The organism is Chthoniobacterales bacterium (genome assembly GCA_036569045.1).
GTDB lineage: Bacteria > Verrucomicrobiota > Verrucomicrobiia > Chthoniobacterales > JAATET01 > JAATET01.
On the sequence record DATCRI010000039.1, the window covers coordinates 1 to 26,049 of the forward strand.

Sequence of the window (26,049 nt, forward strand, 5' to 3'; positions counted from 1 at the left end):
CCTCGAGATCGTGCGTATAGCCGGGATCGGGCATCTCGACCGTCTTCGCGCCGAAGAGCTGCGCCATGAGCGAGTAGACGGCAAAGGCATGCTTCGCGGTGACGACTTCGTCGCCGGGCTTCAAGAAAGCGTGGCCGAGAAACTCGATAATCTCGTTCGAGCCGTTGCCGAGCACCACGTTTGCGCGCTCGAGGCCGAGCTTTTCGGCGATAGCGTTGCGGAGCGCCCAGCCGCCTCCGTCGGGATAGAAATGCGCGCGCTCGAGGGCGGCGCCCATGGCGGCAATGGCCTTGGGCGAGGGCCCAAGCGGGTTTTCGTTCGACGCGAGCTTGATGATGTCGGCGGGAGCCAGGCCCATTTCGCGGGCGAGTTCCTCCACGGGCTTGCCCGGTTCGTAGGCGACAAGATCGAGAACGTGCTGATGAGCGATCGGTGGCATTCCCCAATTATCCGCAGAAATCGGGGGATTTTCACAGATTGTTTCCGCGCGGCGTTTCCGGCGTAGTTTGCGGGCATGAAGATCGCCGTCATTGCCGACACCCATGGCCGATTTCCCGAATCGGTTGCCGAGGCCATCGGTTCCGCCGATGAGATCTGGCATCTCGGCGATTTCTGCAACCTGGCGACGCTGGCCGCGGTGCAGCGCATCGGGCGACCGTTTTACGCGGTGCTCGGCAACAATGATTTCGGCCTCGATCTGCCGGAGTCGCTGCGGCTCGAGCGCGGCGGCTTCTCGTTCCTGCTGATTCACATTCCACCGTCGCCGTCGCGGATCGGAGGCGTCGATTTTCTCATTCACGGCCACACGCATGTCCCGAGGGACGAAAGAATCGGGACGACCCGCGTGCTGAATCCCGGGACGATCGGCAAGCCAAACAAGGGCGCGCCGCCGGCCTACGCGTGGCTCGAGATCGATGAGGCGTCCGGGCGCGTGGACTGGCGCATCGTGCGGATATGAAGCGGCGTTACCGGGCCGGCGGCCCGGCCCAGCGATCGACGGTTTGCTGCCAGTCCGGCCGCTCGACCTGCCCGATCAGCGCGATATTGATCGCGCGCAGTTGCGCGGCGGGGAAGTTCGGCCGGGTCGCGAAAGCGTAGGCGAGGTGCGTGGTCGGCAGCGGCTGGACGAGCATTTTGCCGGCGTAGTCGTGATTGACGAGGTAACGCAGCGTGAGTTCGCTGTCGGCGAAGGCCGTGATTTGTTTCGCGTCGAGCGCCTGCAGGCCGGCTTCGACGGTGGGGTATCGGTAATTCGGCACGCCGATGCTCGTGAGAACGTTGCGAGCGAGGGAGCCATCGAGCACGCCGGTGCGATAGTGGACGAGATCGGATGCCTGGGTAATGCGGCCATCGAGGCGGGCCACCGCGAGGCTCGAGGCCACCGCGCCGGTGAAGACGCTCACCATCACGACGCCGATGAACATCCAGAAAAACACGACGGCGCGTCCCAGCGCGGACCGCGGGGTCTTGTCGCCATAGCCGACGGTCGTGATCGTCACCGCGGCGAACCACAGCGCGGCTCCGAATCCCCGCGCGGCGTCGCCGCCGAAATGCGAGTCGTCGACGCGGCGCTCCACGAGCCAGAGCGTCACGCTGAAGATGAGCAGCGACGCGAGCAGCACGAGCAGCAGCGTGCCCACACCGTGCGCCATCACGTCCTCGGCAAATTCGATCCAGCGCGGCTCGCGGTCCTTCTTCAGGAACGCGACCGCGGCCGGGCTCGAGAGGTAGGGCTGGCTGAACTCCAGGCGTCGGGCTCGATCCGCCGAGACGCTCATCTCGCCCACGATCACGTCCAGTCGGCCCGCCGCGGCGTCGTCCACGATCCGATCGAGCGGCGTCTCGACATATTCAAAAGGCAGGCCCAGCTCGGCGCTGATCCGCTCCCACACTTCCACGGCCAGTCCCTCCCATTGGCCGTCGGCGGTCTTCGCGGCGAACGGCGGCCGGTCGAAAATGCCGACCCGCAATTTCGCGGGGGTCTGCGCCGACAAAATCGGCGCGGCCAAAAGCAACCATCCGACCACCGCATAAAGGAACCGCATGGCGTGAGGATTTGCACTTTTCCCCGGGGCTTGTCACTTCTCAGTGCTGCCGCAAGCTCGTCGCGCGGCGATTCGATACCCGTGGAACTTACCGAAAAATTGCTCATCTCGATGGCCGGATGGCCTGTGTTCAAGCAGGCGCAGGCGATTCATGCCGCCGGCCGGGTCGTCGAGGCGACCTACGAGCCGCCGTTGCTGAAGGGCCGATTGGTCGAGGGCGACAGGCAATTCCTCTGCGGGCTGCAGCTCCGCAATTCCATCGATGTGGAGAACCTCTGCCCGTGTCGCGACTCGCGACAGCGCGGCATCATCTGCGCGCATTCCGTCGCCGTCGGCCTGCAGGTGCTCAAGCCCCGGACAGCCCGCGAGGAAATCCAGAGTTCAAAATCCAAAGCTCCCAATTCCCCGGCGGCCACCGCCGAGACGCCCGTGGTCTCGCTCTCGCTGGAGGGCTCCCTGCGCCACCTCGAGGCAGATATTAAGTTTTCCTACGCCACGCCTGGCGTGGCGAATCCCGCGGCCGAGGCGGCGATCCTCACCGAGCTGGTCGAGGCGGGATTCCGCGATTTCAAGGGCCGCGCCGCGCTGCAGGGCGAAGAAAACGTCGTCAAGTTCTTCGCGGCGACGCTGCCCCGGTGGCGCGCGAAGTGGAAGGTGGACGAGGGCGAGCGGTTCACGCACGTCACCCGTGACCTCGTGCGAATCGAGCCGCAGTTCGCGATTCGCGAGGCCGGCGACGGCTGGCTCGACGTGCAGATTCATCACACTGCGGGCAAGGATGCCCTGCTCTCGCACGCGGATCTCGCGCGGTTGCTGCAGAGCGGCCAGCCGCACCTGAAGCTCAGGAGCGGGAAGATCGCCGTGGCCGATCCCGCCCTAGCGGCCGATCTCGAGGAGGTGCTCCGCGATTGCAATCCCCGGCAGGAACGCGGCGCCTACCGGATCAATCCGCAGTTTCGCGCCTATCTCGAGTCGAGCATCACGCAATGGCGAGGCGCCGAAGCCGATGGCCGGCCTGCCCTTGCCGCGAAGGATCTCGGCCCGCTCCGCGAAAAGCTGCGTCCGTATCAGATCGAGGGTGCGCTCTGGTTGCTCGAGCGGGCGCGAGCGGGGCGTGGCGGATTGATCGCCGACGAGATGGGCCTCGGCAAGACCGTGCAGGCGCTGGCGATGCTCGAGGCGCTCGGCGCGGGGCCTGCTCTGGTCGTATGTCCGTCCTCGCTCGTGTGGAACTGGAAGCGGGAAGCCGCGCACTTTCTCCCCGGCATCCCCGTGCTGACGATCGACGGGCCCGACCGCGAGAAGCGCTTTGCCGCGATTCCCGATCATCGCCTCGTCATCACGAGCTATGCGCTGCTGCGGCGCGATATCGAACGTTACCGCGGCCTCGTGTTCTCCGCCGCGCTGCTCGACGAGGCCCAGCACATCAAGAATCCCGACAGCCAGAATGCGAAGGCCGCGGGCGCCATCCGCGCCGGGTGCCGATTCATCCTCACTGGGACGCCGGTCGAGAATTCCGTGCGCGATCTGTGGTCGCTCTTCGAGTTCCTGCTGCCGGGCTATCTCGGCGAGCGCGGCGATTTCCGCGACCGTTACGAGACGCCGCTGTTGAATGGCGCCGGCGGCGAGATCTGGTCGAGACTCTCGCGCCGCATCGCGCCGTATCTCCTGCGGCGGCGCAAGCAGGACGTCCTCACCGACCTGCCCGACAAGATCGAGCAGGTGCTCGAGGTCGAGCTGACCGATGCCCAGCGCGCGACCTACGCGAAGCTCCAGGAGGCCGCGCGTTCGCAGGTGGATCAGCTTCGCGACCGTGGTCAGGCCGGGGCGGCTCGCATGCGGGTGCTCACGGCGTTGCTGCGGCTGCGGCAGGCATGCTGCGACCTGCGATTGCTGGGGGCGAGCGGCGAGGATGTGGTCGTCTCGGCGAAGATCGGCGCGTTGCGCGAGTTGCTGGGCGAGGCGATCGACGGCGGGCATCGCGTGCTCGTCTTCAGCCAGTTCACGAGCATGCTCGATCTCATCGAGCGGGCGCTCGAGGCCGATGGCATCAGCTTTTGCCGGCTGGATGGCTCCACGAAGGACCGCCAGGCCGTCGTGGAAAAATTCCAAGGCGATGCGACGATTCCGGTCTTCCTCATCAGTCTCAAGGCCGGCGGCGTGGGCCTCAATCTCACCGCCGCCGACACGGTGATTCATTTCGATCCGTGGTGGAATCCCGCTGTCGAGGCGCAGGCGACCGATCGCGCCCACCGCATCGGCCAGAAGAGCGTTGTCACGGCGATCAAGCTGATCGCCCGTGGCACGATCGAGGAGCGCGTGCTGGCGCTCCAGAATCGCAAGCGGGAACTGCTCAGCGGCACCGTGGACGCCGAGGCGGCGCTCGCCCAGCTCGATGCGGACGATCTTGCGGAATTGGTGGGCTAGTGTTTGTTAGCGCTCCCAATCGAATGAAAATTCTCCCTGTCCTCCTCGCGGCAATTGCCGTAACCACAAGCGCCATGGCTCAAACCGCACTCGAAAAAGGCGAAGCGTTCCTCGCCGAAAACGCCGGAAAGGAGGGCGTCAAAACCACGTCCTCCGGTCTCCAATACCAGGTCCTCACCGAAGGCTCGGGCAAGACCCCGAAGCCGACTGACACGGTGGTCGTGCATTATCGCGGCACGACGATCGACGGAAAGGAATTCGACAGCTCCTACAGCCGCGGCACGCCGGCGGAGTTCCCGCTCAATCGCGTGATCCCGGGCTGGACCGAAGGTGTCGGCCTGATGAAAGAGGGCGCGAAATACCGGTTCTTCATCCCGTCGAAGCTCGCCTACGGCTCTCGCGGCGCCGGCTCGGCGATCGGGCCCGACGAGACGCTGATCTTCGACGTCGAGTTGATCAAAGTGCGCTGATTCTGCGCCCTTCCGGCCGGCGGCTTTTTATTCGCAAAGCGCCGACCGGAATGCCACATTGCTGCCGTGACGACCCCCGCTGCCAGCGGCACGGCTTCCCCCCGGAAGGACCGCTCCGTCCGATTGCTCATCATCGAGTCCGAAGGCGCAAAACACCGCCTTCGCGACCTCGTCGACCGACTCGTCGATGGGGGGTTGCGCGTCGTCCACGAGTTTCCGACCATCGTGGCCGCTTCCGCCGCGCTCGACCGCGAAGCCGCCGATCTCGTGATTGCGGATGTCGGCGACGAAGGCCTGCGGGGCATCGATCAACTCGCCGGCCAGCCCGCGCTCGGCGGTTACGTGCCGTTCATCGTTGTCGATCACGATTCACGCCCCGAGGTCGCCAAACGTGCGCTGCAGATCGGCGCCCAGGATTACCTCGTCAAGGCCAAGCTCACCCCCGAGCGGCTGGGCCGGTCGATTCGCTGGTCGCTCGAGCGAGCCCGCCTCGACCGCGAGGCGAAGAAGGAAAGCGACCTGCTGCGCGCTCTGCTCGACTACGTGCCGGATCGCATTTCCTTCAAGGATCGCCACGGCCGCTACCTCTGCGTGAGCAAGTCGGTCGCCGATGTCTTCAAGGTTGCGAGTCCGGCGGAGATGGTCGGCAAGACGGACTTCGGATTCTATTCGCCCGAGGAGGCGGAGGCCGCCTTCGCCGATGAGCAGCGCGTGATCGAGACCGGGCAGCCGATCGTGGGCAAGGTGACCGAGCGGACATTGCCGGACGGGCACACGGAATGGTCGAGCACGACGAAGCTGCCGCTGCGCGATCGCAATGGACGGGTGATCGGCACGTGCGGAATCACGCGCGACGTGACCGACCTGAAGAAGCTCGAGCAGGAGCTCGATGCCGAGCGCACGATGCTTCGCGGGGTGATCGACAACCTTCCGGACCCGATTTACGTGAAGGACACGGAGGGCCGCTACGTCCTCGATAACGAGGCGCACGCGCGGTTCCTCGGCGTCGAGAGCGAGCGCGACGTGATCGGCAAGACCGTGTTCGATTTCTTCGAGCGAGCCTTCGCCGAGCAGGCGCATTCCGTCGACATGATGGTGCTGCGCGACGCAGAACCGTGGGTGAATCACGAAGAACAGACGTCCTCCACCGGCGAGGCGACGTGGCTCGTCACGTCGAAGGTGCCGTTGCGCGATGAAGACGGAAAGATCGTCGGACTGGTCTGCATCAATCGCGACATCACCGACCGCAAGCGGGCGGAGATCGAGCTCGTGTCCGCCAACGAGAGCCTGCACGTCGCCGTGGCCGATCTCAAAAAGGCGCACCAGGAGCTGCATTCCGTGCAGCTCCAGCTCATCGAGGCGGAGAAGCTGAAATCGATTGGCCGTCTTGCCGCCGGCGTCGCGCACGAGGTGAAAAACCCGCTCGCCATTATCTCGATGGGCATCGAATTCCTCGCGGGAAAGTATCTCGAGGACGAGACCACCGGCGCCGTGCTCAAGGAGCTTTCCGACGCCGTCCAGCGCGCGGATAACGTCATCAAGGGACTGCTCGATTTTTCCGCGCCCCGCCAGCTGGCGCTCGAAACGAACGACATCAATGCGATCATTCGCTCTGCCCTCAACCTCGTGCGCGGTGAGATTCATAGCGACACGCACCACGTTGATCTCACGCTAGGCGAGCTGCCCCGGGTCCAGGTGGATCGCGGAAAAGTGAGCCAGGTGTTCGTGAATCTCTTCACAAACGCCCTTCAGGCCATGCCCGACGGCGGGACGTTGAGCGTGCGCACGCGCACCGAGCAGGTTACCGGCGTCGGCGCCAACGTCGGCAGTGACAGCAGCGAGGTTTTCCATGCCGGCGATCGCGTCGTCATCGTCGAGGTGGCCGATACCGGCCCTGGCATCCCGCCGGAGGTTCTTCCGCGCATCTTCGAGCCGTTCTTCACGACCAAGCCGACGGGAAAAGGAACCGGCCTCGGCATGAGCGTCGTGCGATCCATCATGAATCTCCAGCGAGGCACCGTCACCGTGGCCAACCGGCCCACCGGCGGCGCCCTGGTGACGCTCACCTTCAAAGTGCAAGATCCCTCATGAAACCCAAACGCATCCTCATCGTGGACGACGAGTCCGGATTCACGCATCTCCTGCGGCTCACCCTCGAAGGCTCCGGCAAATTCCTCGTCGAAGAAGTCAATGACGGCCGCAAGGCGCTCGAAACGGCGCGCTACTTCAAGCCCGACATCGTCTTCCTCGACGTGGTCATGCCCGAGATCGATGGGGGCGACGTCGCGAAACTGCTTCGCGCCGACCCTGAGTTCGCCACGGTGCCGATCGTGTTTCTCACCGCGATCGTTTCGCCGAAGGAAGCCCAGCATCAGACGGACATCGGCGGCTTCCCCTTCCTTGCGAAACCGGTGAGCGTCGACTCGATCGTGAAGGCCGTCGACGCGCATTGCCCATAGTTCCGTCCGGCGAAACCACGCCGGCGGGGTCGCAATCGCCGGGGGAGCGGATTCTTTGCTGACGGCGCGCGGAGCTTGCGCTAGTGCTGGTCTCGCCATGTCTGCCAATCAACCTCTCACGGGCCATGATCGGCCTGGCGACCCCTGCACCATTGTCATTTTCGGCGCCTCGGGCGACCTCACGAAGCGGAAGCTGCTTCCCGCGCTTTACAATCTCAAGGCGCTCAAGCTGCTTCCCGAAAACTTCGCCGTCATCGGCGTCGCGGTGAGCGAAAGTAACGATGAACTCTACCGCGCCAAGATCACCGAGGACATCAAGAAATACGCCACCAGCCCGGTCGACGACGCGTGCTGGGAGGACTTCACGAAGCGCTCGTATTACATCTCCGGCGACTTCAACAATTTCGACACGTTCAAGCACCTCGCGGCCAAGATCGCCGATGTCCAGAAGACGCATAACCTCCCCGGCAACGTCCTTTTCTATCTCGCGATCTCGCCCACGTTCTTCGCGAAGGTCGTCGACCAGCTCGGCAACGCGGGCCTCACGACGGAGACGGAGGACGCATGGCGCCGGGTGATCATCGAGAAGCCATTCGGTCGCGACCTCGCCAGCGCGCGCGAGCTGAACAACGAGATTTCGAAATCCCTGCGCGAGCGCCAGATCTACCGCATCGACCATTACCTCGGTAAGGAGACCGTGCAGAACATCATGGTCTTCCGCTTCGGGAACTCCGTGTTCGAGCCGATCTGGAATCGCCGCTACATCGAGTATGTGCAGATCACCGTCGCCGAGGAACTCGGTGTCGAGCTGCGCGGCGGATACTACGACCAGTCCGGCGTGCTGCGCGACATGGTGCAGAATCACATTCTCTCCGTTCTCTCGCTCATCGCGATGGAACCGCCCACGTCGATCATGGGCGACAGCGTTCGCAACGAGAAGGTGAAGGTGCTCGAGGCCATCCGGCCGATGGAGCCCGAGGAAGTCATCGAGAACACCGTGCGCGGTCAGTATGGTCCCGGCCTCATCGACGGCAAGAACGTGGCCGGTTACCGCACCGAGCCGGACGTGAATCCCAAGTCGAACACCGAGACGTTCGTGGCCATGATGCTCAAGGTCGAGAACTGGCGCTGGGCCGAGGTGCCGTTTTACATCCGCTCCGGCAAACGGCTCGCCACCCGCACGACCGAGGTCGTCATCGGCTTCCGCCGCGCGCCGCTGCTGCTTTTCGGCAAGGAAGTGGAAAGCGAGATTCCCCCGAACCGCCTCGTTCTGCACGTGCAGCCGGAGGAAGGCATCACGCTCGACATTCACGCGAAACGCCCCGGGCCAAAGATTCAGATTTCCAACATCCCGCTGAATTTCAACTACAACGAATTCGGCGAGACCAGCGCGGCCACCGGCTACGAGACGCTGCTCTACGATTGCATGGTCGGGGAAACCGCGCTCTTCCATCGCTACGATTCCGTCGATGCCTCCTGGCGCATCGTGAATCCCATTCTCGACGTCTGGCAGGCGCTGCCCGCGCGCGATTTTCCGAACTACGCGTCCGGAACGTGGGGCCCGAAGGCTTCCGACGACCTCATCGCCCGCGACGGGCACCGCTGGCACCACTATCCGCTCACGACGAAATAATCGATGGCTGCGAAACCGAAAATGCTTCTCGCCGGCGATGTCGGCGGCACGAAGACCAACCTTGCCATCTTCGCCTTCGACGAAAAGACCGGTCATCTCGGGCTTCTGCGCAGCAAGCGCTATGTGAGCGCGGACTACGACAGTCTCAACGCGATCGCGCAGCGGTTCCTCGGCAAGGGCGAGGAAAAGGTCTCCGCCGCCTGCTTTGGCGTGCCTGGCCCGGTGCGTAACAACCGCGCGCAGCCGACGAACCTCAAATGGGAGGTCGATGCCGGCACCCTGCGCGCCGATCTCGGCATCACCACGGTTCATCTGCTCAACGATCTCGCGGCGAACGCCTACGGCATCTCCGAGCTCGCGGAGAGCGACTTTCACACCGTCCAGACCGGGCTGAAGAATCCCGTCGGGAACCGTTGCGTCATTTCGCCCGGCACCGGCCTCGGGGAGGCGGGACTGTTCTGGGACGGGAAGAAATATCGGGTCTGGGCCTGCGAGGGCGGCCATGCGGATTTCGCGCCGCGCTCCGAGACGGAGGTCGAGCTGCTCGCCTATTTGCAGACGCGCTTCGGCCACGTGAGCAACGAGCGCATCATCTCCGGCCACGGCCTCACGAACGTTTACGCGTTCCTGCGCGACACCGGAAAATATCCGCAGCTCGCGTCCGTGGCGGAGGAGATGAAGACCACCGACGTCGCCAAGGTCATCACGAAGAACGCCGAGGCGGGCACCTGCCCGATGTGCATGCAGACGGTGGAAATTTTCGTCCACTGCCTTGCGATGGAGGCTGCCAATTTCGCGCTCCGCGCCATGGCGACCGGCGGCGTTTACATTGGTGGCGGCGTGCCGGTGAAGCTCCTTTGGAAGATTGCCCTGCCCGCGTTCAACGAGGCGTTCAATGCCAAGGGGCGCCTCGAGCCGCTCATGGAGAGCATGCCGGTGAAGGTCATCCTCAACGACGAGGCCGCCCTCCTTGGCGCCGCTCGTTACGCGCTCGATTCCCTCGACGAGGCGTAGGCCTCAGCCGATCTGCTGCCACCAGGCATTGACCTGCTGCATCGCTGCGCCGCCGCCGAAGCCGAGGAGCGCAAAGTAGCCGATCGCGACGACGAAAAAGACCCCGCCCGCGATCGAGAAGCGGCCGTCCGCCTCGAGCATGGCGCACGCGAGCAGTGCAATGGCCACAGCGGGGAAGAAATTCGTGAAGGGAATGGGCAGCGGGAGGAGCAGCAGCAGCCCGCACACGCAGATGACGACGCCATGCAGCCGGCGAAGCGCAGGCGTTTGCACGAGCATGCTGAATTTCGGCCGGAGGAACTTTTCGATCCACAGGACGGGCCGCTCCACCGCGCGAAACATGTTCGGCAACCACTTCGCCGGCAGCTGCACGCGGAGCATGCGATCCGGCAGCCAGGGGGACAGCCCGCAGGCGATGCGCAGGCCGATGAAGGCGATCACGATGCCGAAGGGCGTCGAGAGTCCCGGCAGCGGCACGGGCGTGCAGAAGGGCAGGGCGACGAGCAGGAGGAGGAACGAATAGGCGCGCTGCTGCATGAGCGCGATGATCTCGCCGAGCGTGACTTCGCGATGGGCGAAGGCCTCCAGCACACGGTCGATATCGGTGGAAAGCCGCCCGCGCAGAGGCGGAGCGGAGGGGTCGGGATTCGGCACGGGGCAAAAATAATCGCACGACTTCGCTTGCCAACAATCGCTATCTCTCTCCATCTTCCGCGCCATGGAAATGCTCTACGAACTTCTCACCCCGGGCATGATGGCCACGCTTGCTCTGCTGGTGGGGTTGGAGCTCGTCCTGGGCATCGACAACATCCTGGTGATCTCGCTGGTCGTCGCCCGCTTGCCCGAGAAGGAGCGTCGGCGCGCCCGGATCATCGGTCTCGCGATTGCGCTCCTCATGCGCCTGATCTTCGTGGCCTTCGCCTTCGCGCTCGTCCATCTCACGGACCCCGTGGTGAGGCTGGGTAAAGTCGTGGACGGCCACGCGGCCTTCGAACTCTCCATTCGCGACATCGTGCTGCTGCTCGGCGGTCTCTTCCTGCTCTACAAGGCCGTGAAGGAGATCCATCACGTCGTCGAATTGAAGGATGAAGGCCCGCACATCTCGGCGAAGAATGCCGTGAGCAGCGCCATCTTCCAGATCGTCCTGCTCGACATTGTCTTCTCGGTGGACTCCGTGATCACGGCCGTCGGCCTCACGAACAACCAGCTCGTCATTTCGGTGGCGGTGATCGTTTCCTTCGTCGGCCTGCTGTTCTATGCCGGCCCGATCGGGGAATTCATCCTGCGCAATCCCGCGCTCAAGATTCTCGCGCTGTCCTTCCTCGTGACGATCGGCGCGACGCTGTGCGTCGAGGGTCTCGGCCACCATGTGGACAAGGGCTACATCTACCTGCCGATGGGCTTTGCGCTTGCGGTGCAGCTCCTCCAGATGCGGTTCCACCGCAACGAGAGCCGCCTGAAGAAGGTGGACATTCCGGCGAAGGACTAGCTGCGCAGCAGGGTTGCCGCGGTGGCCGCCACCGCGGCCGGGTCGAAGCCATATTCGGGATTCGTCTCGTCGGCATCGTCGACGGCTGCCGCGAGCAGCGCGACGGATTTCCCGGTGGGGAAGTGCCAGTTGTGCGGGTTCGTCCGGAAGAACAGCGTGAGGTTCTTCCCGCCGAATGCCGCGGAGAGATGCGAGGCTGCGCCGTCCACGCCAATGACCATCCGCGCCCGCGAGGTCAGCCAGAGAAACTCCTCGAGCCTGGTCTGCCCGCCGAGGTAGAGCGCGCGGTCGCCCAGAGGCTTCGCGATTTTCTCCGAATGCTCGCGCTGCCAGTCCTGTCCGCCGCTGGTCACGACGATCCGCGGCACGCCCGCGGCGAGCAACGCCTCCGCGACCTCCACCCAGGCGCTCGATTTCCAGCGCTTGCTTTTCCAGCCGGCGGTCGAGTTGAGCAGCACGTAGTCCGTCTCGCGAAAATCGGCCGGGCGCCAGGCGTCGGCCGGGCTTTTGAGCACCGGCGGACGCCAGGATTCGCCGGAGTCGGCGACGGTGTAGTCCCAGTTGTAGCGGGCGAGGTAGGCATCCGCGATGCCGGGCGCGCGGATCTCGAAGAACGCGCGGCGGTTCCATTTCGTGACCTCGAGCGGCGACCGGAGCAGGAGGTCCTTGCGGGGCGACCATGCCAGCATCGCGTGCACGGCGGACTTATCGAGATCGTCGTAGCAGAAGATGGCGTCGAAGGTTCGCAGCCAGGCGCGACCGGTCATCTTCACGCCTTCCATCAGCGAAATCAGCGGTGCGTGGCCGCTGCGGGTGAGCAGCTCGACCGGGCGGCCGGCGGCGAGCGAGAGCTTGCGCAGGGCGGGCTCGAGCAGCGTCATGTCGCCGAGTTGCTTGTGGCAAATGACGAGGACGCGGGCGTTCGGGCGAAGGATGTGAGACGACGCGGACAAGACGGAGAACAATTCCAACTGGGCGCGCGCGACGGAAGCTAAACTTCTCCCGGCGTCAGCCGTTGGCCACGTCGGTGATGAGCGGGCGATATTGCTGCTCGGCGGGGTCGTAGGCGAAGAGCTCGGCCGTGGCGATCTTGAAGAACCATGCGTGGAGCTGGAGGCTGCGCTCCGCGAGGCGACGCTGCACGCACGGGTAGGTCTGGAGGTTTTCCAGGCCGTGGAGCGCGTTTTCCTCGGCGGCGGCGTTCACCTGCGCGTCGGGGTTCGTGAGGTGCTGGTAGCGGTTCAGGACGATCTCGCGCACCGGCGCGGCGACGGAGAGCCAGCTCTCGAGGTGCGGCATGGTGGAGAGGTCCGGCGAGGTCACGAGCGCCTTCATGGCGCCGCATTGCGAGTGGCCGCAGACGACGACGTCCTGCACGCCGAGCACGTCGACGGCAAATTCGATGGCGGCGGCGGTGGAATTCGTCGAGCCCGTGGTGGAAGCGGGCGGCACGATGTTGCCGACGTTCTTCACGACGAAGAGGTCGCCCGGCTTGCTGTGCGTGATGAGCTCGGCGAGCACGCGCGAATCGGAACACGTGATGAAAAGCGTATGCGGATTCTGCCCGTCCCGCGCGAGGCGTTGGAAGAGTGCTTCGTAATGGCCGAATTCCTCGGACCGGAACTTGTGGATGCCTGCGATGAGTTCCTGCACGTCGCTCAGGAAAGAAAATTCCGGCGATTTGAACAAGCCCGGGATTCGCCGGTTCCGTCGTTGGTGCCCGATCGGGAAGGGATGGCGGGCGGCGGGGCGATGTGGCATGACTGGGCGGATGAATCCTCCGGCGTCCGCTTCGGCCTCCCCCGTCCGCGGGAAAATGCCGATCTCGTTCGGTCTGGCCCTGGTCGGGCTGCTGGTCGCGGTCCTCGCGGGCGTGGGGCTGGTTTGTCCGCTGCCCGGGATTTCCGGCTGGGACCTCCTCACCTACGCGGTGTTCGCCATGCTGATTGCCGCCGGCGGCCTCGTGGCGACCGTGCTGGCTGCGGGATTCTGCGCGATCCGGCATCCGGCGTGGCGGCGGCGCGCCCTCGGGATTCTCGGCTCGGCGATCGCCGGAGGCGGCCTGCTCGCGTTCGTCTGGGTGAATGCCTGAGGCCGGGCGCAGTCCGCAATTGACGCCCCGCCTCGCGAGTCGTTTATTCAACTCCAACGACAGGGGAGCTAATCGAGGCTGAGAGGTCCGCGCAACGCGGACGACCCTTTGAACCTGGAACGGATAATGCCGGCGCAGGGAGAGAAGGTGCGGCGTGCCTCGAGCGGTTTTCCGAAAACCCTGAATCACGCCATGATCGCACCCAAGGAAGCCCTCGAACCCCACAGCAGCGACCAGCTGCCGAACTCCACCCGCGTCTACGTCGGCGGCACGCTTCATCCGAGCGTGAAAGTTCCCTTCCGCGAGATCGCGCTGTCGCCGACCCGCTCGATGAATGATGAGCTCACGCAGAACGAGCCGGTGCGCGTCTACGATTGCAGCGGCCCGTGGGGCGACCCCGCCTTCGAGGGCGACGTCGAGCAGGGCCTGCCTTCCGTGCGCGGCGAATGGATTCGCGTCCGCGGCGACGTGGCGGAATACGAGGGCCGCGCCGTCCAGCCCGGCGACAACGGCTACCTCAGCGTCAGCCATGCCCAGCAGGCCAGCGAGCGCCGCGGCGGGCTCTCGCCGCTCCAGGCTCCCGAGAATGCGAAGCGCCGCCCGCTCCGCGCGAGCTCCGGCCGCCCGGTCACGCAACTCTGGTATGCGCGCCAGGGCATCGTCACGCCCGAGATGGAATTCATCGCCATCCGCGAAAACATGGGCCGCGCCCGCATCGCCGAGATGTCGCAGGACATCCTCCGCAGCGACCTCGACAAGCAGCACTCCGGCTCCTCGCAGCAGCCCGACAGCGCCTACACGCCGGGCATTTTCCGCCGCTTCCCGCAGCGCATTCCCGACCAGATCACCCCCGAGTTCGTCCGCGACGAGGTCGCCGCCGGCCGCGCGATCATTCCCGCGAACATCAATCACCCCGAGCTCGAGCCGATGATCATCGGCCGCAACTTCCTCGTGAAGATCAACGCGAACATCGGCAACTCCGCCGTTGCGTCCAGCATCGACGAGGAGGTCGAGAAAATGCGCTGGGCCACGAAGTGGGGCGCCGACACCGTGATGGACCTCTCCACCGGCCGCAACATCCACGCCACGCGCGAGTGGATCCTCCGCAACTCGCCCGTCCCCATCGGCACCGTGCCCATCTACCAGGCCCTCGAGAAGGTGAACGGCAAGGCCGAGGACCTCACCTGGGAGCTCTTCCGCGACACGCTCATCGAGCAGGCCGAGCAGGGCGTCGATTACTTCACCATCCACGCCGGCGTCCTCCTGCGCTTCGTCCCGCTCACCGCGCGCCGCATGACCGGTATCGTCTCCCGCGGCGGCAGCATCATGGCAAAGTGGTGCCTCGCCCATCACCAGGAAAACTTCCTCTACACGCACTGGGACGACATTTGCGACATCATGGCCGCCTACGACGTGAGCTTCTCCATCGGCGACGGCCTGCGCCCCGGCTCCATCGCCGACGCGAACGACCGCGCCCAATTCGGCGAACTCGAGGTCCAGGGCGAGCTCACCCGCCGCGCCTGGGCCAAGGGTGTGCAGGTGATGAACGAAGGCCCCGGCCACGTGCCCATGCACATGATCGAGGAGAACATGGCCAAGCAGCTCGAGTGGTGCGGCGAGGCCCCGTTCTACACGCTCGGGCCGCTCACGACCGACATCGCCCCCGGCTACGACCACATCACCAGCGGCATCGGCGCCGCGATGATCGGCTGGTATGGCTGCGCGATGCTCTGCTACGTCACCCCGAAGGAGCACCTCGGCCTGCCGAACAAGCAGGACGTCAAGGAAGGCGTCATCACCTACAAGCTCGCCGCCCACGCCGCCGACCTCGCGAAAGGCCACCCCGGCGCGCAGTATCGCGACAACGCGCTGAGCAAGGCGCGCTTCGAATTCCGCTGGGAAGACCAGTTCAACCTCGGCCTCGACCCCGAGCGCGCCCGCGAATTCCACGACGAGACGCTCCCCGCCGAAGGCGCAAAAACGGCGCATTTCTGCAGCATGTGCGGCCCGCACTTTTGCTCGATGAAGATCACGGAAGACGTGCGCAAGTATGCCGCGGAGCAGGGCCTCTCCGAAGAAGAGGCGCTTGACGCCGGCATGGCCGAGAAGAGCAAGGAGTTCGTCGAGGCCGGAGCAGAAGTTTACGCGAAGGCCTAAAGCGAAAACCAGCCCATGCCCGCCAGACCGCCCACGATCTACCTCATCGCGGGCTGCAACGGCGCGGGCAAGACGACATTTGCGCGGGAGTTCCTGCCCAAGGAAGTGAACGTTCTGCGCTTCTTGAACGCGGACGAGATCGCACGTGGCCTGTCACCGTTCGATCCTTCCGCCGAGGCCGTGAAAGCCGGTCGCCTGTTGCTTTCGGAGATTCGGGAGTGCCTTGCCCGCCGGGAAACCTTCGGTCTGGAATCCACACTCAGCGGCCGAAGCTATCTGCGTCTGTTCGACACCGCGCGACAAGCGGGCTACCGACTCTATCTTCATTACCTGTGGCTGCCGACCGCCGCGATGGCCGTTGCCCGCGTCCGCGAGCGCGTGCGAAAGGGCGGTCATCATGTGCCTGCAGCGGATGTCCGCCGCCGCTTCCAACGCAGCCGCGGGAACCTTCCGGCCTACGCGGCGATCTCCGACAAATGGGCCGTGTGGGACAATCAAACAAGCCCGCCAGCTCTTCTTGCGGAATCCGGAACTTGTTCCCTCGCCGATCTCCGGCGTATGGTGCCCCTATGAAAAGCGCGCACTCCAAAGCGGCCATGGACGATTTTCTCGCCCCCGCCCGGCGTGCCTTTCGGAGCGTCGCCAGGCAATTGCGTGCCGAGAGCGCTCCCGCCGCGACCGTCCGAAAGGTCAAAGTCTCGCGCGTGCGCAGCGCGAGCGAAAAGCTCGCCCGTTCTTCTGCTCGATGAGCCGAGGCCAATGGGATTGGCCGAGTCAGACAACGCGGGGCGTTGCCCGAAGGGCGCTGCCGCGGGGACGCGGAAGCATCAAAATCACGGAAGACGTGCGCAAGTATGCCACCGAGCAGGGCCTCTCCGAAGAAGAGGCGTTCAAGGCTGGCATGGCTGAAAAAGCCGTCGAGTTCGCGGAAAGCGGCGCCGAACCCTACGCCAAGGCATAAATTTTGAAGAGAATGCGAGCCAGAGCTTAATGTTGCTTCAATTTCCAGCGCCGAAGTCTTGGGAGGAATTCGAATTTATATGCCTTCAACTTTGGCGAGATGTTTGGGGTGATCCAAATGCGCAGCGTGTGGGTCGAAATGGGCAGGATCAGGATGGTGTTGATATCTTTGGATCGCCAATTCGGGGAAAGGGCATATATGGCGTCCAATGTAAGCTGAAAGATGCGCTGGTTGCGGCTGCCATCTCTGAACAAGACTTGACGCAATGCGTAGACGCCGCTCGCGACTTTAAGCCTGCACTCAAGCACTTTACAGTCGCAACGACAGGACCGAGGGACGAGAAAATACAGGAGACCGCCAGAAAACAAAGTGCCGACCCAAACGCCCCGTTTCAGTTGTCTGTGTGGTCTTGGCATGACATTAGCGAAGAGCTTAGCTACCGTGATAAAGTCGCCTCGGGACTCTACAGAAATCCATCATTGCAAAGTCCCCCTGAAGAAAATTTAGGACAGATTAGTCGCCTTGACCCCAGCGATAAACTGTTCGCAATTATTTCGCGCCCGGCATTTCGTTCGCAGCTACCAGCGAAACTACTTCAAGAGGCAGGAAAGCTATTATTTGAGATTGTTGACAATACATTTTCCCACGGCGCAGCGAGCCGTGTAAGTATTTCAATCGAAAATGGGTGCATTAGCTTACGTGACGATGGCTTCGCCTTCGATCCTACAGCGAATGTTAAAACCGAAATAAAATCATTCAAAGACGGAGTAGGTCTTTGGGCTATAGGCCGATTTTTGAAGAAGTATGAAAATCGGGCAGAGTTAAAATGGCGTGAAGTGGTTGACTCAAGCGCGCTTCGACGGGGGCACCCAGGCAACGAGATAACCCTTCAATTTTCAGCGGACACTATTCAATCGGCAAAAAATGATGCTCCCGATTTGGAAGTGGGTTTCATGCTTGGGGGCATGGAAATCTCGCGAATCGCTTCAGAGATAAACATTTCCTCAAACGCAGAGACTTTCCATCTACAATTCACTGAGGGGGGCGCCCTAAGTCCTGAGGTGATGCTTGTAGAGGCAATTCGCAAACGGCTACCACCTTCAACAACTCTCATAGTCTCAGCGAGAGCTGATGACGATATCTTACACGTTATTCAGTCGATCGGTGATCCGCGGGTTGTAGTTGGCCCTATATTGCCGGGTTAATTTTCTCCAACTCTTGCAAAAGCTTTCGGTAAGTTCCCCCGCGAATTAGCCGTTGCGATAAAGCATCAATAATCGAGTTGTTTGCCGTCCCTTGGCGAATGTATTCGCGCATACGTTTGTCCACCTCGATTCCATCCAAATAAATTCCCCAACAAGATAGCTGCTTATCAGTGAGATTACTTCCTCGTGCCCTAGAATCCTGCCGAACGTGTTCGTCCAAGAAACGCCAGATTTTCCACGATGGCATAGACCATTGCGAAGCCGCGGCTAGCACCAGATCGCGTGGGATTTTCATTGAATCGGCAACTATTCCCATTTGACCCACAAAAACCCCCTCGTAGGCGGCATCTCCAATAGTGGGTTTTTTAGGTAATCGCGATTTATCAATGCCGTAAATTTGTAAGATATGTTGTAGCGGATCTTCGGCTTCCCAAAGCGATGGAGTAGCTGTCTCAAAGGTTTCGCGCATAAGTTCGGCTGCTACGCCCATCGGATCGTTTAGTCTTTTATCGCCTCTAGTGGAAAGCTTCCCTCCTAGGGTTGATGCCAAACGAGAAAAATATGCACGAGCTTCTTCCGGAGTTCTCAGCTTCCCACCGTCATAAAGCGGCTTTGAAAAATCAACCGTGGGGAAGTGCGTAATAGAGGCGATCCTCGCCGAACGTTGCATATTTTCTTCGGAAAAATTGCGGCGATAGAAGTGCCAAAAGTCATAGTTTCTTTTGAAAAATTCTGTTCCCGTCTCCACTCCGTTGCAGACATTAGGCCTGATAGCCGCAATGGCATTTGCCAAATCAAAATTGGCATTTTCTAAAAGGAAATCTATTTCGGCAGAGCGTAATTCTATGATGCTACCGACTGGTGACTCCGAATATTTCGTTTTCTGGAAACAAACGAGTGGGAGATTTCGAAGAAAATTCCACCGCTTCTCGAAAACATCATCGTTCTGATGGTGACTGAGTTCGGCGAGATGATGCCACGTTAGAAACGGGACGATCGAACCCGTTTTAAAAAGCTCGAAAATCGATTTGGCGTCTTCATCAGTTTCATAGTCACGTGCTAGATTTCCCAGTGTGGATGAATCGAGTGACACAAATGATGTTCGAAGGCTGGCTATCACGGTAGTTGAGAGCTTGTTGTAACCTTTGGGATTCGTCACACGTTTGGGCTGGCCGCGCAGAACGTTCTCCTACTTGTGAGAATAACAAAACTCTTCTCAAACGCCGTCTCTTTCAGATTTAGAGTTCTCTAGGTTTCGGATCGGTTCAGGCCTCAGATTGAAAGAACGTGCGTTGCTCGCGCTAGCCTGATTACGTGCAGGCGGCGCGTTAATCCTTTGGGTTCGGCTACTCTGCCGCGGCACCGATGAAAATTTGCACGACCTTGCCGGCCGCGAGGTGGAACATCACGCCGCCGTAAACGGAGCCGGCGACGAAGAGTTTCCCGGGCTCGCCTTCTTCCTTGTTCTGCACGTCGTGATACGCCTTCGCGACCTTCGCCTCGGGGCTCCCGATCTGGATTCCACGCGACGTAGCCAGCTGGCACGGGGACCCGGCGGTGATGCTGAGGATGGTCTTCGCGCCGCCTTTTTTCTCCGAGTTCATCGCGAGCGTGAGCCCCTGCTTCGGGAAATGCCATTCCTGCACCCACTCGCCGATGGCTTCCCACTCGACGTCCTTGCCTTTGCTGGCCGGCTTGCCGAGGGCTTTGGCGACGTCGGCGGCACTTTGGCCGAGCTTGAGGTTGCCGAGTGAGTCGCCCTCGAACGGTTTCTCCGCCCGCAGCGAGCCGACGGCCATGCAGAAGGTGGCGAGAAGAAGTGGAACGACGGATTTCATGGGGAACGATGACAGGGATGGGGGTCGGTTCATGCAATTTTAGGACTTTTGCGCGAGCTGGGCTTCGAGTTCGGCGATGCGGGCCCGGAGCGGGGCGACGGCGCGTTCGACTTCGGCGGCGGTGTAGCGCGGGGTGATGTATTTCGGGCAGTTCCAGTCGTAGCCCACGACATCGATGAGCATCAGCCGCTCCGTGATCGGGCGGGCGGCGGGTTCGGCGAGCTTTTCGACGAGGTCGGGGTGTTCGCCCGCGTCGAGCACGCGGGCGTGGCCGAGGATTTTCAACCGCGTGCGGTGCGGGTAGTCCATGAGGAAGAGACTGACGCGGTCGTTGACGGAGAGGTTGCCGGTGGAGAGGAGCTGGCGGTTGCCCTGGTAATCGGCGAAGCCGAGCTGCGAGGGCGAGAGCACGCGCAGGAAGCCGGGCGCGCCGCCGCGGTGCTGCACGTAGGGCCAGCCGGTCTCGCTGACGGTGGCGAGGTAGAACGAGTCGCGGCTTTGGATGAAATCGATCTCGTCGTCGGTGAGCGCGTCGGGCGGGCCTCCCTCCGGAAGCCGGACCGACCGGCCAAACTGACGGGCCTGCGCGGCCTGCACCGCGGGCGTGAACGTGAGCTCGAGGAACTTTTGGGCCATGGCGGTCGCGGTTCTGAACCGAAGGTTCGCCAGCCGGCGGGCAATGTCACCTCGAAAGCGCTCCGGGCATCGGGACGATAATTTCCCGGGCTGTGTCACGAAACGAACCGGCCATCCGTCCTCCCTGTTGATGAATGCAAATCTCACTTCGGAAAAGGAAATCGGAAAAGTCGTCGTGATCGGGGGCAGCGGCCTGATCGGCGGGAAGCTCGTGGGCCTGCTGCGGCAGCGAGGGCGCGAGGTGCTGGCAGCGTCGCCCTCCTCGGGTGTGAACGCGGTGACGGGCGAGGGCCTGGCCGGCGCACTCGCGGGCGCGAGCGTGGTGGTGGACGTGTCGAATGCGCCGTCGTGGGAGGACGCGGCCGTGCTCGCGTTCTTCGAGGCCTCGACCCGGAACCTGCTCGCGGCGGCGAAGGCGGCGGGCGTGCGGCATTACGTGGCGCTCTCGGTGGTGGGCACGGACCGGCTGCAGGCGAGCGGCTATTTCCGCGCGAAGCTGGCGCAGGAGCGGTTGATCGAGGCGGGGGAAATTCCCTTCACGATCGTGCGGGCGACGCAGTTCTTCGAATTCGCGGCGGGCATCGTGCAGGCGAGCACGCAGGACGGCGTGGTGCATCTCTCCGCGGCGTTGATGCAGCCGATCGCGGCGGACGACGTGGCGGCCGCGCTGGCGGAGATCGCGACGGAACCGCCCGCGAACGGCATCGTCGAAATCGCGGGTCCGAAGCCGATGCGGATGGATGCGTTCGTGGGCGAATTCCTGCGGGCGAGCGGCGATCCGCGCACGGTGAGCGTGGACGCGGAGGGGTATTTCGGCACGCCGGTGGATGACCGCAGCCTCACGCCCGGCGATGGGGCGAGGCTGGGCGCGACGCATTTCGGGGATTGGCTCTCGCGCGGGGCCGGGCGAAAGTAGCCGATGTCGTGATCGAGGCCTTCCACGAGCATCGCCAGCTCCTCTTCGGCATCGCCTATCGCATGCTCGGGCAGGTGTCGGAGGCGGAGGACGCGGTGCAGGAGGTGTGGCTGCGCTGGCAGCGGCAGGACGCCGCGCGCATCGAGTCGCCGAGGGCGTGGCTCGTCGCCGCGACGACGCGCCTGTGCATCGACCAGCTGCGGCTGGCGCGGCGGCAGCGAGAGGAATACTACGGCGTGTGGCTGCCGGAGCCGCTCATGGAGACCGCGGCCGCGCCGGATGCCGTGGAGCTGGCGGACTCGCTCTCGATGGCGTTCATGCGGATGCTGGAGGCGCTCGGGCCGGTGGAACGGGCGGCGTTCCTGCTGCGGGAGGTGTTCGACTACGATTATGCGGCCGTCGCAGAAATCGTGGGCCGGTCGGAGGCCAACTGCCGGCAGATCGTGCGCCGCGCGAAGGCGCATCTCGACGCGCCGCTGGGGGAACCCGTGGCGGCACCGGACAACCGGGCGCGCGAGATCGTGGAAAAATTCCTCGCCGCCACGACCACGGGCGAGATCGACGCGTTGCTCGAGATGCTCATGGACGAGGCCGCGGTCTACAACGACGGCGGCGGCAAGGTGCGTGCGGCGGGGCTGCCCATCCGCACGGCGGATCGCGTGAGCCGGTTCCTCGTCGGCATCCAGCGAAACCTCCCGGCGGACTTGCGTCATCGCTTTGCCCGCATCAATGGCCGGCCGGGCGCGCTCCTGCTTTCGCAGGGTCGCATCCTCGCCGCGCTGGCCTTCGAGCTGTCGGGCGAGCGCGTCCAGGCCATCTACGGAATCTGGAATCCCGACAAGCTGCGGCATCTCGCCGCGGATGAGGCCGGGGCATGACGTGCCCTTGCAACCGCGAAGCGTTCCGAAGGGATTGCTGGAGCGCGGCGCAGGAAATTTGCATAGGTGGAGATGTGAGAAATGCGTCGCGCGGGCGGAGACTTCATCGGAGGGCGGTGGCGTGGATGATCGCGCTGGCCCTGCTTGTGGTTGCCGGGGCTGCGCAGGCGCAGACGGGACTGACGCTGCGCGGGGATGCGGTGCAGGGGGCGGCGGGCAATGATGTGACGCTGACCTTCCGGGCGGATGGCTTTTGGCAAATCACCGAGGGCATGGGGACGATCCAGTGGGACCCGCAGGTCATGGACTACGTGCATGCGGGCGACTTCGGGATTCCGGAGATCGACGAGGGGACGTTCAGCCTCATCCCGAGCGGGAAGCTCATTTTCGACTGGAGCAGCAACAACATCCTTGGCAACACGCTCGCAGACGGCTCAGTGCTCTTCTCACTCACCTTCAACGTGCGGGGCGAAGCGGGCGACACGACGTCGGTCGCCTTCACGGACGGCTGGACGCCGCTGCATTTCGAGTCGGCGGAGAACATCGATCTGCCGTTTTCCTCGGTGCCGGGAAGCGTGACGGTCGTGCCCGAGCCGGGCGCCACGGCGGCCGTGCTGGCGCTGGGCGTCCTGATTTGCGCGGTAATCCGGCTCAGGGCTGGTCGGGAATCTCCGGCTCGACGAGATGGGCGAGGAGCGTGAGCGATTCCTGCCAGCCGAGGGTGCACATTTCGCCGGGGATCATGGCGGGAATGCCTTCCTGCATGATGGTGAGTTCCGTGCCGCAGGGGACCGGGCGCAGCTCGATCGTGACGGTCATCTCGCCGGGGAGATTTGCGTCGTCGAACTTGTCGGTGTGGCGGATGCGTTCGTTCGGGACGAGCTCGAGGTAGGTGCCGCCGAAGGAGTGGCTGCTACCGGTCGAAAAATTCGTGAACGACATTTTGTAGCTGCCGCCGACGGTGGCGTTCATCTCGTGGACTCTGCCGGTGAAGCCATGCGGCGGGAGCCACTTGACCATGGCGTCGGGGTCGAGGAAGGCGCGGTAGATGCGCTCGGGCGTGGACTTGAGCACACGATGGAAGCGGACGGCGTGGGTGGTGGGAGCGGTCATGATCGATAAAGGGTGTTCTCTCTTACGACGAGTGGGATGCCGTCCGGAGGACATTGACCGGGAAATCGCGATTCTCCGAAGTGGCGATCTTACTCCGCCGCGGCGCCGATGAAGATCTGCACAACCTTGCCGGCCTCGAGGTGGAACAGCGCCCCGCCGTAGACGGAGCCGGCGACGAGGAGTTTCCCGGCCTCGCCCTCCTCCTTGTTGAGCACGTTGCGGTAGGCCTTCGCGACCGCGACCTCGGGGCTGCCGATCATGATGCCGCGGGAGGTGGCCAGTTTGCATGGCGACTCGGCGGTGATGCTGAGGACGGTCTTCGCGCCACCCTTTTTGGCGGAGTTCATCGCGAGAGTGATTCCCTGCTTGGGGAAATGCCATTCCTGCACCCATTCGCCGATGGCTTCCCACTCGACGTCCTTGCCCTTGCTCTGCGGCTTGCCGAGGGCGGCGACGGCGGCGGCCGCGCCCTGGCCGAGCCGGAGGCTGCCAAGCGTCTCGTTCTCGAATGTTGTCTCCGCGCGCAGCGAGGAGACGCCCAGGCCAAGGGTGACGAGCAAGCCGAGAGTGACGCGAAGGACCCGGATCATGAGGTGATCCTGCCACCTTCGCGCGGCGCCGTCATGGAAATCGTGACGGCCGGCGGCCCGGAATCGGCCGGCTGAAAGGGGCGAATGGGAGAACGTTCGAGACCTTGCGTCTTGCCGCCGGGTCGAGAGAGGGCCATTTTCGCCGCAGAGTCCGTCCCTTATGCCCGACGACAGCACTTCCCTCTTCCGGTCGGCGTGGTCGATTTACGACACGATCATCGAGCGCAATTATCTGTCGCATCACGAGATTCAGGAATGCGTGCGGTCCGTCCTGAGCGCGCACCGGGCAAAGGGCGACTACGCCATGCTGGACCTCGGCTGCGGCAATGCCCGGTTCCTGGCGCCCGTGCTCGAGGATTTCCCGCCGGCGCGCTACGAGGGCGTCGACCTTTCGCGGACGGCGCTGGATGAGGCCGCCGTGCGGCTGTGTGGCATCCCCGGCGCTGTTCTGCACGAGCGCGACATGCTCGTCCGCGTGACGGAACTGGCTGGTGAGTCCTTCGACGTGATCTATTCCAGCTTCGCGGTGCATCACCTCGCGATCGCCGACAAGCGACGCCTCTTTGCGGCCTGCGCGGCGCTGCTGGCGCCGGAGGGCGAGTTTCTGCTGGTCGACGTGGTGCGTGAGGAGGGCCAGACCCGCGAGCAGTATCTCGACGCGTATCTTCACTGGATGCGCACCGCGTGGACGGCGGTTCCCCGCGACCAGATCGAGGAGGCCTGCCGCCATGTCGCCGGCCACGACTTCCCGGAGACGCTCTCCTCCCTCGAGAGCATGGCGGCGGACGCGGGACTGGGGAGCCTGCGCGTGCTCGGCCGATTCGGGCCCCATCACGTGCTGGCCTTTCGCCGATAGGTTTCGCAGGGGGGCGCGGCGACAAGATGCTCGTCGATCCGACCGGCGGCGTGCAGTGTGCGGGAAGTGATGTCTGCTTTTTCCAAACTCGGCGTTCCGGAGGATCTTGTGCAGGGGCTCGAGGCGCTCGGGATTTCCGCCCCCACGTCCATTCAGGCCAGCGCGATCCCGTTTCTCATCAAGGATGGCGGGGACCTCGTTGCTCAGGCGCAGACGGGCACCGGAAAGACGGCGGCGTTTGGCCTGCCGCTGCTGACGAAGATCGATCCGGCCAACCCGAAGATCCAGGCGCTGGTGCTCTCGCCGACGCGGGAGCTGGCCAAGCAGATCGGGAAGGCGCTGTTTCAATACACCAGGTTTTCGAAGGCGAAGATCTTCGTCGAGGTGGCCGGGGGCGGCGACAAGATCGGCGAGCAGGTGGCGAGGCTGAAGCGGCCGACGCACATCGTCGTGGCGACGCCGGGGCGGCTTTTCGATTTGCTGAAACTCGGCGCCATCCGGCTCGACGCCGTGCGGCATCTCGTGCTCGACGAGGCGGACGAGATGCTGAGCATGGGGTTCCGCAAGGAGGTCGTGGAGATCATCGGGCTGACGGAGAAGTCGCGTCGGAGCACGTGGCTGTTCTCGGCGACGTTTCCCGAGAAGATCCAGCGGCTCATCAAGGATTGCATGGCGGGCGAGCCGCGGGTGATCCAGGTCGAGAAGAAGCAGGTGGTGAACCGCAATATCGCGCACCGCTACGTGATCTGCCCGCGCGAGGACAAGGACGACTGGGTCGCGAATTACCTGCTCGGGCAGGACGAGGAGCGCGGGATGATTTTCTGCCGGACGCGGGCCGGCGCGATCAAGCTCGGGGAGGAATTGACGAAGCGCGGCGTGGCGGTGGGCGTGCTGCAGGGCGACCTCAGCCAGAAGGACCGCGACAAGGTCATGCGGGCCTTCAAGAAGGAGCGCACACACTTCCTCATTGCGACGGACGTGGCCGCGCGCGGCATCGACGTCGAGGGACTGTCGTTCGTGATCCACCGTCAACTGCCCGAGAAGCGGCAGTATTACACCCACCGCGCCGGCCGCACCGCTCGCGCGGGCAAATCGGGCGTTTCGATCTGTCTGATCGAGCCCGAGGAACGCAAGGATATCGCGGAACTCGAGCGCGAACTGGGCCTCACCTTCGAGGCGCTGGACTGGGAGTAGCTGCGGGGGCAAGAAGGCCGCCAGGAAGCGGCCGATGAGTCATCTTCCCGACGGTCGGGATATCCCGCGGAGGGAT

The 26,049-nt window shown here is 63.6% G+C and carries 27 protein-coding genes and 1 riboswitch; of the genes, 17 read left to right on the plus strand and 10 right to left on the minus strand.

The genetic code is table 11. The features are described 5' to 3' along the window. A partial coding sequence (locus VIM61_07635) for an aminotransferase class I/II-fold pyridoxal phosphate-dependent enzyme (protein ID HEY8900267.1) occupies positions 1 to 439 on the minus strand: 439 nt, incomplete at its 3' end. A gap of 75 nt (positions 440 to 514) precedes the next feature. Here VIM61_07635 and VIM61_07640 point away from each other — a divergent pair. Next, positions 515 to 958 (plus strand): metallophosphoesterase family protein, encoded by a 444-nt coding sequence (locus VIM61_07640; GenBank protein ID HEY8900268.1) that lies wholly within the window; start codon positions 515 to 517, stop codon positions 956 to 958. A 7-nt stretch (positions 959 to 965) separates the two neighbouring features. Here VIM61_07640 and VIM61_07645 read toward each other — a convergent pair whose 3' ends face one another. Continuing rightward, positions 966 to 2,045: a transporter substrate-binding domain-containing protein gene (locus tag VIM61_07645; GenBank protein HEY8900269.1), complete on the minus strand. Its 1,080-nt coding sequence runs from the start codon at positions 2,043 to 2,045 to the stop codon at positions 966 to 968. A gap of 111 nt (positions 2,046 to 2,156) precedes the next feature. Here VIM61_07645 and VIM61_07650 point away from each other — a divergent pair, with 111 nt between their 5' ends. The 6 genes from VIM61_07650 (at position 2,157) to glk (ending at position 10,048) form a co-directional block, all read left to right on the plus strand. Next, the gene (locus VIM61_07650; GenBank protein ID HEY8900270.1) at positions 2,157 to 4,472 is read left to right on the plus strand and encodes a DEAD/DEAH box helicase; all 2,316 of its coding nucleotides are present in this window, start codon (positions 2,157 to 2,159) and stop codon (positions 4,470 to 4,472) included. Between the two features lie 74 nt (positions 4,473 to 4,546). Further along, on the plus strand, positions 4,547 to 4,942 hold the full coding sequence (locus VIM61_07655) for an FKBP-type peptidyl-prolyl cis-trans isomerase (protein HEY8900271.1): 396 nt from the start codon (positions 4,547 to 4,549) through the stop codon (positions 4,940 to 4,942). A gap of 66 nt (positions 4,943 to 5,008) precedes the next feature. Next, on the plus strand, positions 5,009 to 7,033 hold the full coding sequence (locus tag VIM61_07660; protein ID HEY8900272.1) for a PAS domain-containing protein: 2,025 nt from the start codon (positions 5,009 to 5,011) through the stop codon (positions 7,031 to 7,033). Next, on the plus strand, positions 7,030 to 7,401 hold the full coding sequence (locus tag VIM61_07665) for a response regulator (protein ID HEY8900273.1): 372 nt from the start codon (positions 7,030 to 7,032) through the stop codon (positions 7,399 to 7,401). The genes VIM61_07660 and VIM61_07665 overlap by 4 nt, the downstream gene beginning before the upstream one ends. 97 nt (positions 7,402 to 7,498) lie before the next feature. Next, a complete protein-coding gene (gene zwf, locus VIM61_07670; protein ID HEY8900274.1) occupies positions 7,499 to 9,034 on the plus strand; it encodes a glucose-6-phosphate dehydrogenase in 1,536 nt (511 codons plus the stop codon). A 3-nt stretch (positions 9,035 to 9,037) separates the two neighbouring features. Beyond that, positions 9,038 to 10,048 carry a glucokinase gene (gene glk / locus VIM61_07675; GenBank protein ID HEY8900275.1) on the plus strand — a complete coding sequence of 337 codons (1,011 nt, stop codon included), beginning with the start codon at positions 9,038 to 9,040 and terminating at the stop codon, positions 10,046 to 10,048. A gap of 3 nt (positions 10,049 to 10,051) precedes the next feature. On the opposite strand, the gene VIM61_07680 is transcribed toward glk, so the two are convergent. After that, positions 10,052 to 10,702, minus strand: a complete 651-nt coding sequence (locus tag VIM61_07680; GenBank protein ID HEY8900276.1) for an exopolysaccharide biosynthesis protein — start codon at positions 10,700 to 10,702, stop codon at positions 10,052 to 10,054. Positions 10,703 to 10,766: 64 nt separating this feature from the next. On the opposite strand from VIM61_07680, the gene VIM61_07685 reads away from it, so the two are divergent. Next, a complete protein-coding gene (locus VIM61_07685; GenBank protein HEY8900277.1) occupies positions 10,767 to 11,537 on the plus strand; it encodes a TerC family protein in 771 nt (256 codons plus the stop codon). Here VIM61_07685 and VIM61_07690 read toward each other — a convergent pair. Together VIM61_07690 and VIM61_07695 are read right to left on the minus strand one after the other, a co-directional pair. Then, the gene (locus tag VIM61_07690; GenBank protein HEY8900278.1) at positions 11,534 to 12,490 is read right to left on the minus strand and encodes a glycosyltransferase family 9 protein; all 957 of its coding nucleotides are present in this window, start codon (positions 12,488 to 12,490) and stop codon (positions 11,534 to 11,536) included. The two genes, VIM61_07685 and VIM61_07690, sit on opposite strands and share 4 nt — an antisense overlap. 55 nt (positions 12,491 to 12,545) lie before the next feature. Next, complete coding sequence (locus tag VIM61_07695) at positions 12,546 to 13,190, minus strand: carbonic anhydrase (protein HEY8900279.1); 645 nt, start codon at positions 13,188 to 13,190, stop codon at positions 12,546 to 12,548. A 163-nt stretch (positions 13,191 to 13,353) separates the two neighbouring features. On the opposite strand from VIM61_07695, the gene VIM61_07700 reads away from it, so the two are divergent. The 4 genes from VIM61_07700 to VIM61_07715 all read left to right on the plus strand — a co-directional run bounded on the left by VIM61_07700 (position 13,354) and on the right by VIM61_07715 (position 17,952). Further along, positions 13,354 to 13,629, plus strand: coding sequence for a hypothetical protein (locus VIM61_07700; GenBank protein HEY8900280.1), 276 nt, complete (start codon positions 13,354 to 13,356; stop codon positions 13,627 to 13,629). A gap of 60 nt (positions 13,630 to 13,689) precedes the next feature. Then, a riboswitch (TPP riboswitch) is annotated at positions 13,690 to 13,771 on the plus strand. A 50-nt stretch (positions 13,772 to 13,821) separates the two neighbouring features. Beyond that, the gene (gene thiC, locus VIM61_07705; GenBank protein HEY8900281.1) at positions 13,822 to 15,786 is read left to right on the plus strand and encodes a phosphomethylpyrimidine synthase ThiC; all 1,965 of its coding nucleotides are present in this window, start codon (positions 13,822 to 13,824) and stop codon (positions 15,784 to 15,786) included. Positions 15,787 to 15,801: 15 nt separating this feature from the next. After that, positions 15,802 to 16,359 (plus strand): AAA family ATPase, encoded by a 558-nt coding sequence (locus VIM61_07710; GenBank protein HEY8900282.1) that lies wholly within the window; start codon positions 15,802 to 15,804, stop codon positions 16,357 to 16,359. A 417-nt stretch (positions 16,360 to 16,776) separates the two neighbouring features. Continuing rightward, positions 16,777 to 17,952, plus strand: a complete 1,176-nt coding sequence (locus VIM61_07715) for a hypothetical protein (protein HEY8900283.1) — start codon at positions 16,777 to 16,779, stop codon at positions 17,950 to 17,952. Here the strand turns inward: VIM61_07715 and VIM61_07720 are convergent. The 3 genes from VIM61_07720 to VIM61_07730 all read right to left on the minus strand — a co-directional run bounded on the left by VIM61_07720 (position 17,936) and on the right by VIM61_07730 (position 20,426). Further along, entirely contained in the window at positions 17,936 to 19,045 is a 1,110-nt protein-coding gene (locus VIM61_07720) for a hypothetical protein (protein ID HEY8900284.1), read from the minus strand. The two genes, VIM61_07715 and VIM61_07720, sit on opposite strands and share 17 nt — an antisense overlap. Before the next feature lie 253 nt (positions 19,046 to 19,298). Continuing rightward, a complete protein-coding gene (locus VIM61_07725) occupies positions 19,299 to 19,790 on the minus strand; it encodes a hypothetical protein (GenBank protein HEY8900285.1) in 492 nt (163 codons plus the stop codon). Positions 19,791 to 19,829: 39 nt separating this feature from the next. Beyond that, positions 19,830 to 20,426, minus strand: coding sequence for a pyridoxamine 5'-phosphate oxidase family protein (locus tag VIM61_07730; protein ID HEY8900286.1), 597 nt, complete (start codon positions 20,424 to 20,426; stop codon positions 19,830 to 19,832). A gap of 130 nt (positions 20,427 to 20,556) precedes the next feature. Here VIM61_07730 and VIM61_07735 point away from each other — a divergent pair, with 130 nt between their 5' ends. The 3 genes from VIM61_07735 to VIM61_07745 all read left to right on the plus strand — a co-directional run bounded on the left by VIM61_07735 (position 20,557) and on the right by VIM61_07745 (position 22,921). After that, the gene (locus tag VIM61_07735) at positions 20,557 to 21,342 is read left to right on the plus strand and encodes an NAD(P)H-binding protein (protein HEY8900287.1); all 786 of its coding nucleotides are present in this window, start codon (positions 20,557 to 20,559) and stop codon (positions 21,340 to 21,342) included. Beyond that, positions 21,312 to 22,220 (plus strand): RNA polymerase sigma-70 factor, encoded by a 909-nt coding sequence (locus VIM61_07740; protein HEY8900288.1) that lies wholly within the window; start codon positions 21,312 to 21,314, stop codon positions 22,218 to 22,220. The genes VIM61_07735 and VIM61_07740 overlap by 31 nt, the downstream gene beginning before the upstream one ends. Positions 22,221 to 22,336: 116 nt before the next feature. Further along, on the plus strand, positions 22,337 to 22,921 hold the full coding sequence (locus tag VIM61_07745) for a hypothetical protein (GenBank protein HEY8900289.1): 585 nt from the start codon (positions 22,337 to 22,339) through the stop codon (positions 22,919 to 22,921). Here VIM61_07745 and VIM61_07750 read toward each other — a convergent pair. Both VIM61_07750 and VIM61_07755 read right to left on the minus strand, forming a co-directional pair. Continuing rightward, positions 22,872 to 23,333, minus strand: coding sequence for an SRPBCC family protein (locus tag VIM61_07750; protein ID HEY8900290.1), 462 nt, complete (start codon positions 23,331 to 23,333; stop codon positions 22,872 to 22,874). The two genes, VIM61_07745 and VIM61_07750, sit on opposite strands and share 50 nt — an antisense overlap. A gap of 89 nt (positions 23,334 to 23,422) precedes the next feature. Beyond that, positions 23,423 to 23,923, minus strand: coding sequence for a hypothetical protein (locus VIM61_07755; protein ID HEY8900291.1), 501 nt, complete (start codon positions 23,921 to 23,923; stop codon positions 23,423 to 23,425). A 160-nt stretch (positions 23,924 to 24,083) separates the two neighbouring features. Here VIM61_07755 and VIM61_07760 point away from each other — a divergent pair, with 160 nt between their 5' ends. Both VIM61_07760 and VIM61_07765 read left to right on the plus strand, forming a co-directional pair. Then, the gene (locus tag VIM61_07760; GenBank protein ID HEY8900292.1) at positions 24,084 to 24,779 is read left to right on the plus strand and encodes a class I SAM-dependent methyltransferase; all 696 of its coding nucleotides are present in this window, start codon (positions 24,084 to 24,086) and stop codon (positions 24,777 to 24,779) included. A 69-nt stretch (positions 24,780 to 24,848) separates the two neighbouring features. Then, on the plus strand, positions 24,849 to 25,973 hold the full coding sequence (locus VIM61_07765) for a DEAD/DEAH box helicase (GenBank protein ID HEY8900293.1): 1,125 nt from the start codon (positions 24,849 to 24,851) through the stop codon (positions 25,971 to 25,973). The last annotated feature ends 76 nt before the right edge of the window (positions 25,974 to 26,049 follow it).

Bases quoted from the DNA above. Each gene is read 5' to 3' on its own strand.
- VIM61_07640 (HEY8900268.1), top strand. From the start codon at position 515: ATGAAGATCGCCGTCATTGCCGACACCCATGGCCGATTTCCCGAATCG.
- VIM61_07645 (HEY8900269.1), bottom strand. From the start codon at position 2,045: ATGCGGTTCCTTTATGCGGTGGTCGGATGGTTGCTTTTGGCCGCGCCG.
- VIM61_07650 (HEY8900270.1), top strand. From the start codon at position 2,157: ATGGCCGGATGGCCTGTGTTCAAGCAGGCGCAGGCGATTCATGCCGCC.
- VIM61_07655 (HEY8900271.1), top strand. From the start codon at position 4,547: ATGGCTCAAACCGCACTCGAAAAAGGCGAAGCGTTCCTCGCCGAAAAC.
- VIM61_07665 (HEY8900273.1), top strand. From the start codon at position 7,030: ATGAAACCCAAACGCATCCTCATCGTGGACGACGAGTCCGGATTCACG.
- zwf (HEY8900274.1), top strand. From the start codon at position 7,499: ATGTCTGCCAATCAACCTCTCACGGGCCATGATCGGCCTGGCGACCCC.
- glk (HEY8900275.1), top strand. From the start codon at position 9,038: ATGGCTGCGAAACCGAAAATGCTTCTCGCCGGCGATGTCGGCGGCACG.
- VIM61_07685 (HEY8900277.1), top strand. From the start codon at position 10,767: ATGGAAATGCTCTACGAACTTCTCACCCCGGGCATGATGGCCACGCTT.
- VIM61_07700 (HEY8900280.1), top strand. From the start codon at position 13,354: ATGCCGATCTCGTTCGGTCTGGCCCTGGTCGGGCTGCTGGTCGCGGTC.
- thiC (HEY8900281.1), top strand. From the start codon at position 13,822: ATGATCGCACCCAAGGAAGCCCTCGAACCCCACAGCAGCGACCAGCTG.
- VIM61_07710 (HEY8900282.1), top strand. From the start codon at position 15,802: ATGCCCGCCAGACCGCCCACGATCTACCTCATCGCGGGCTGCAACGGC.
- VIM61_07715 (HEY8900283.1), top strand. From the start codon at position 16,777: ATGTTGCTTCAATTTCCAGCGCCGAAGTCTTGGGAGGAATTCGAATTT.
- VIM61_07725 (HEY8900285.1), bottom strand. From the start codon at position 19,790: ATGAAATCCGTCGTTCCACTTCTTCTCGCCACCTTCTGCATGGCCGTC.
- VIM61_07730 (HEY8900286.1), bottom strand. From the start codon at position 20,426: ATGGCCCAAAAGTTCCTCGAGCTCACGTTCACGCCCGCGGTGCAGGCC.
- VIM61_07735 (HEY8900287.1), top strand. From the start codon at position 20,557: ATGAATGCAAATCTCACTTCGGAAAAGGAAATCGGAAAAGTCGTCGTG.
- VIM61_07750 (HEY8900290.1), bottom strand. From the start codon at position 23,333: ATGACCGCTCCCACCACCCACGCCGTCCGCTTCCATCGTGTGCTCAAG.
- VIM61_07755 (HEY8900291.1), bottom strand. From the start codon at position 23,923: ATGATCCGGGTCCTTCGCGTCACTCTCGGCTTGCTCGTCACCCTTGGC.
- VIM61_07760 (HEY8900292.1), top strand. From the start codon at position 24,084: ATGCCCGACGACAGCACTTCCCTCTTCCGGTCGGCGTGGTCGATTTAC.
- VIM61_07765 (HEY8900293.1), top strand. From the start codon at position 24,849: ATGTCTGCTTTTTCCAAACTCGGCGTTCCGGAGGATCTTGTGCAGGGG.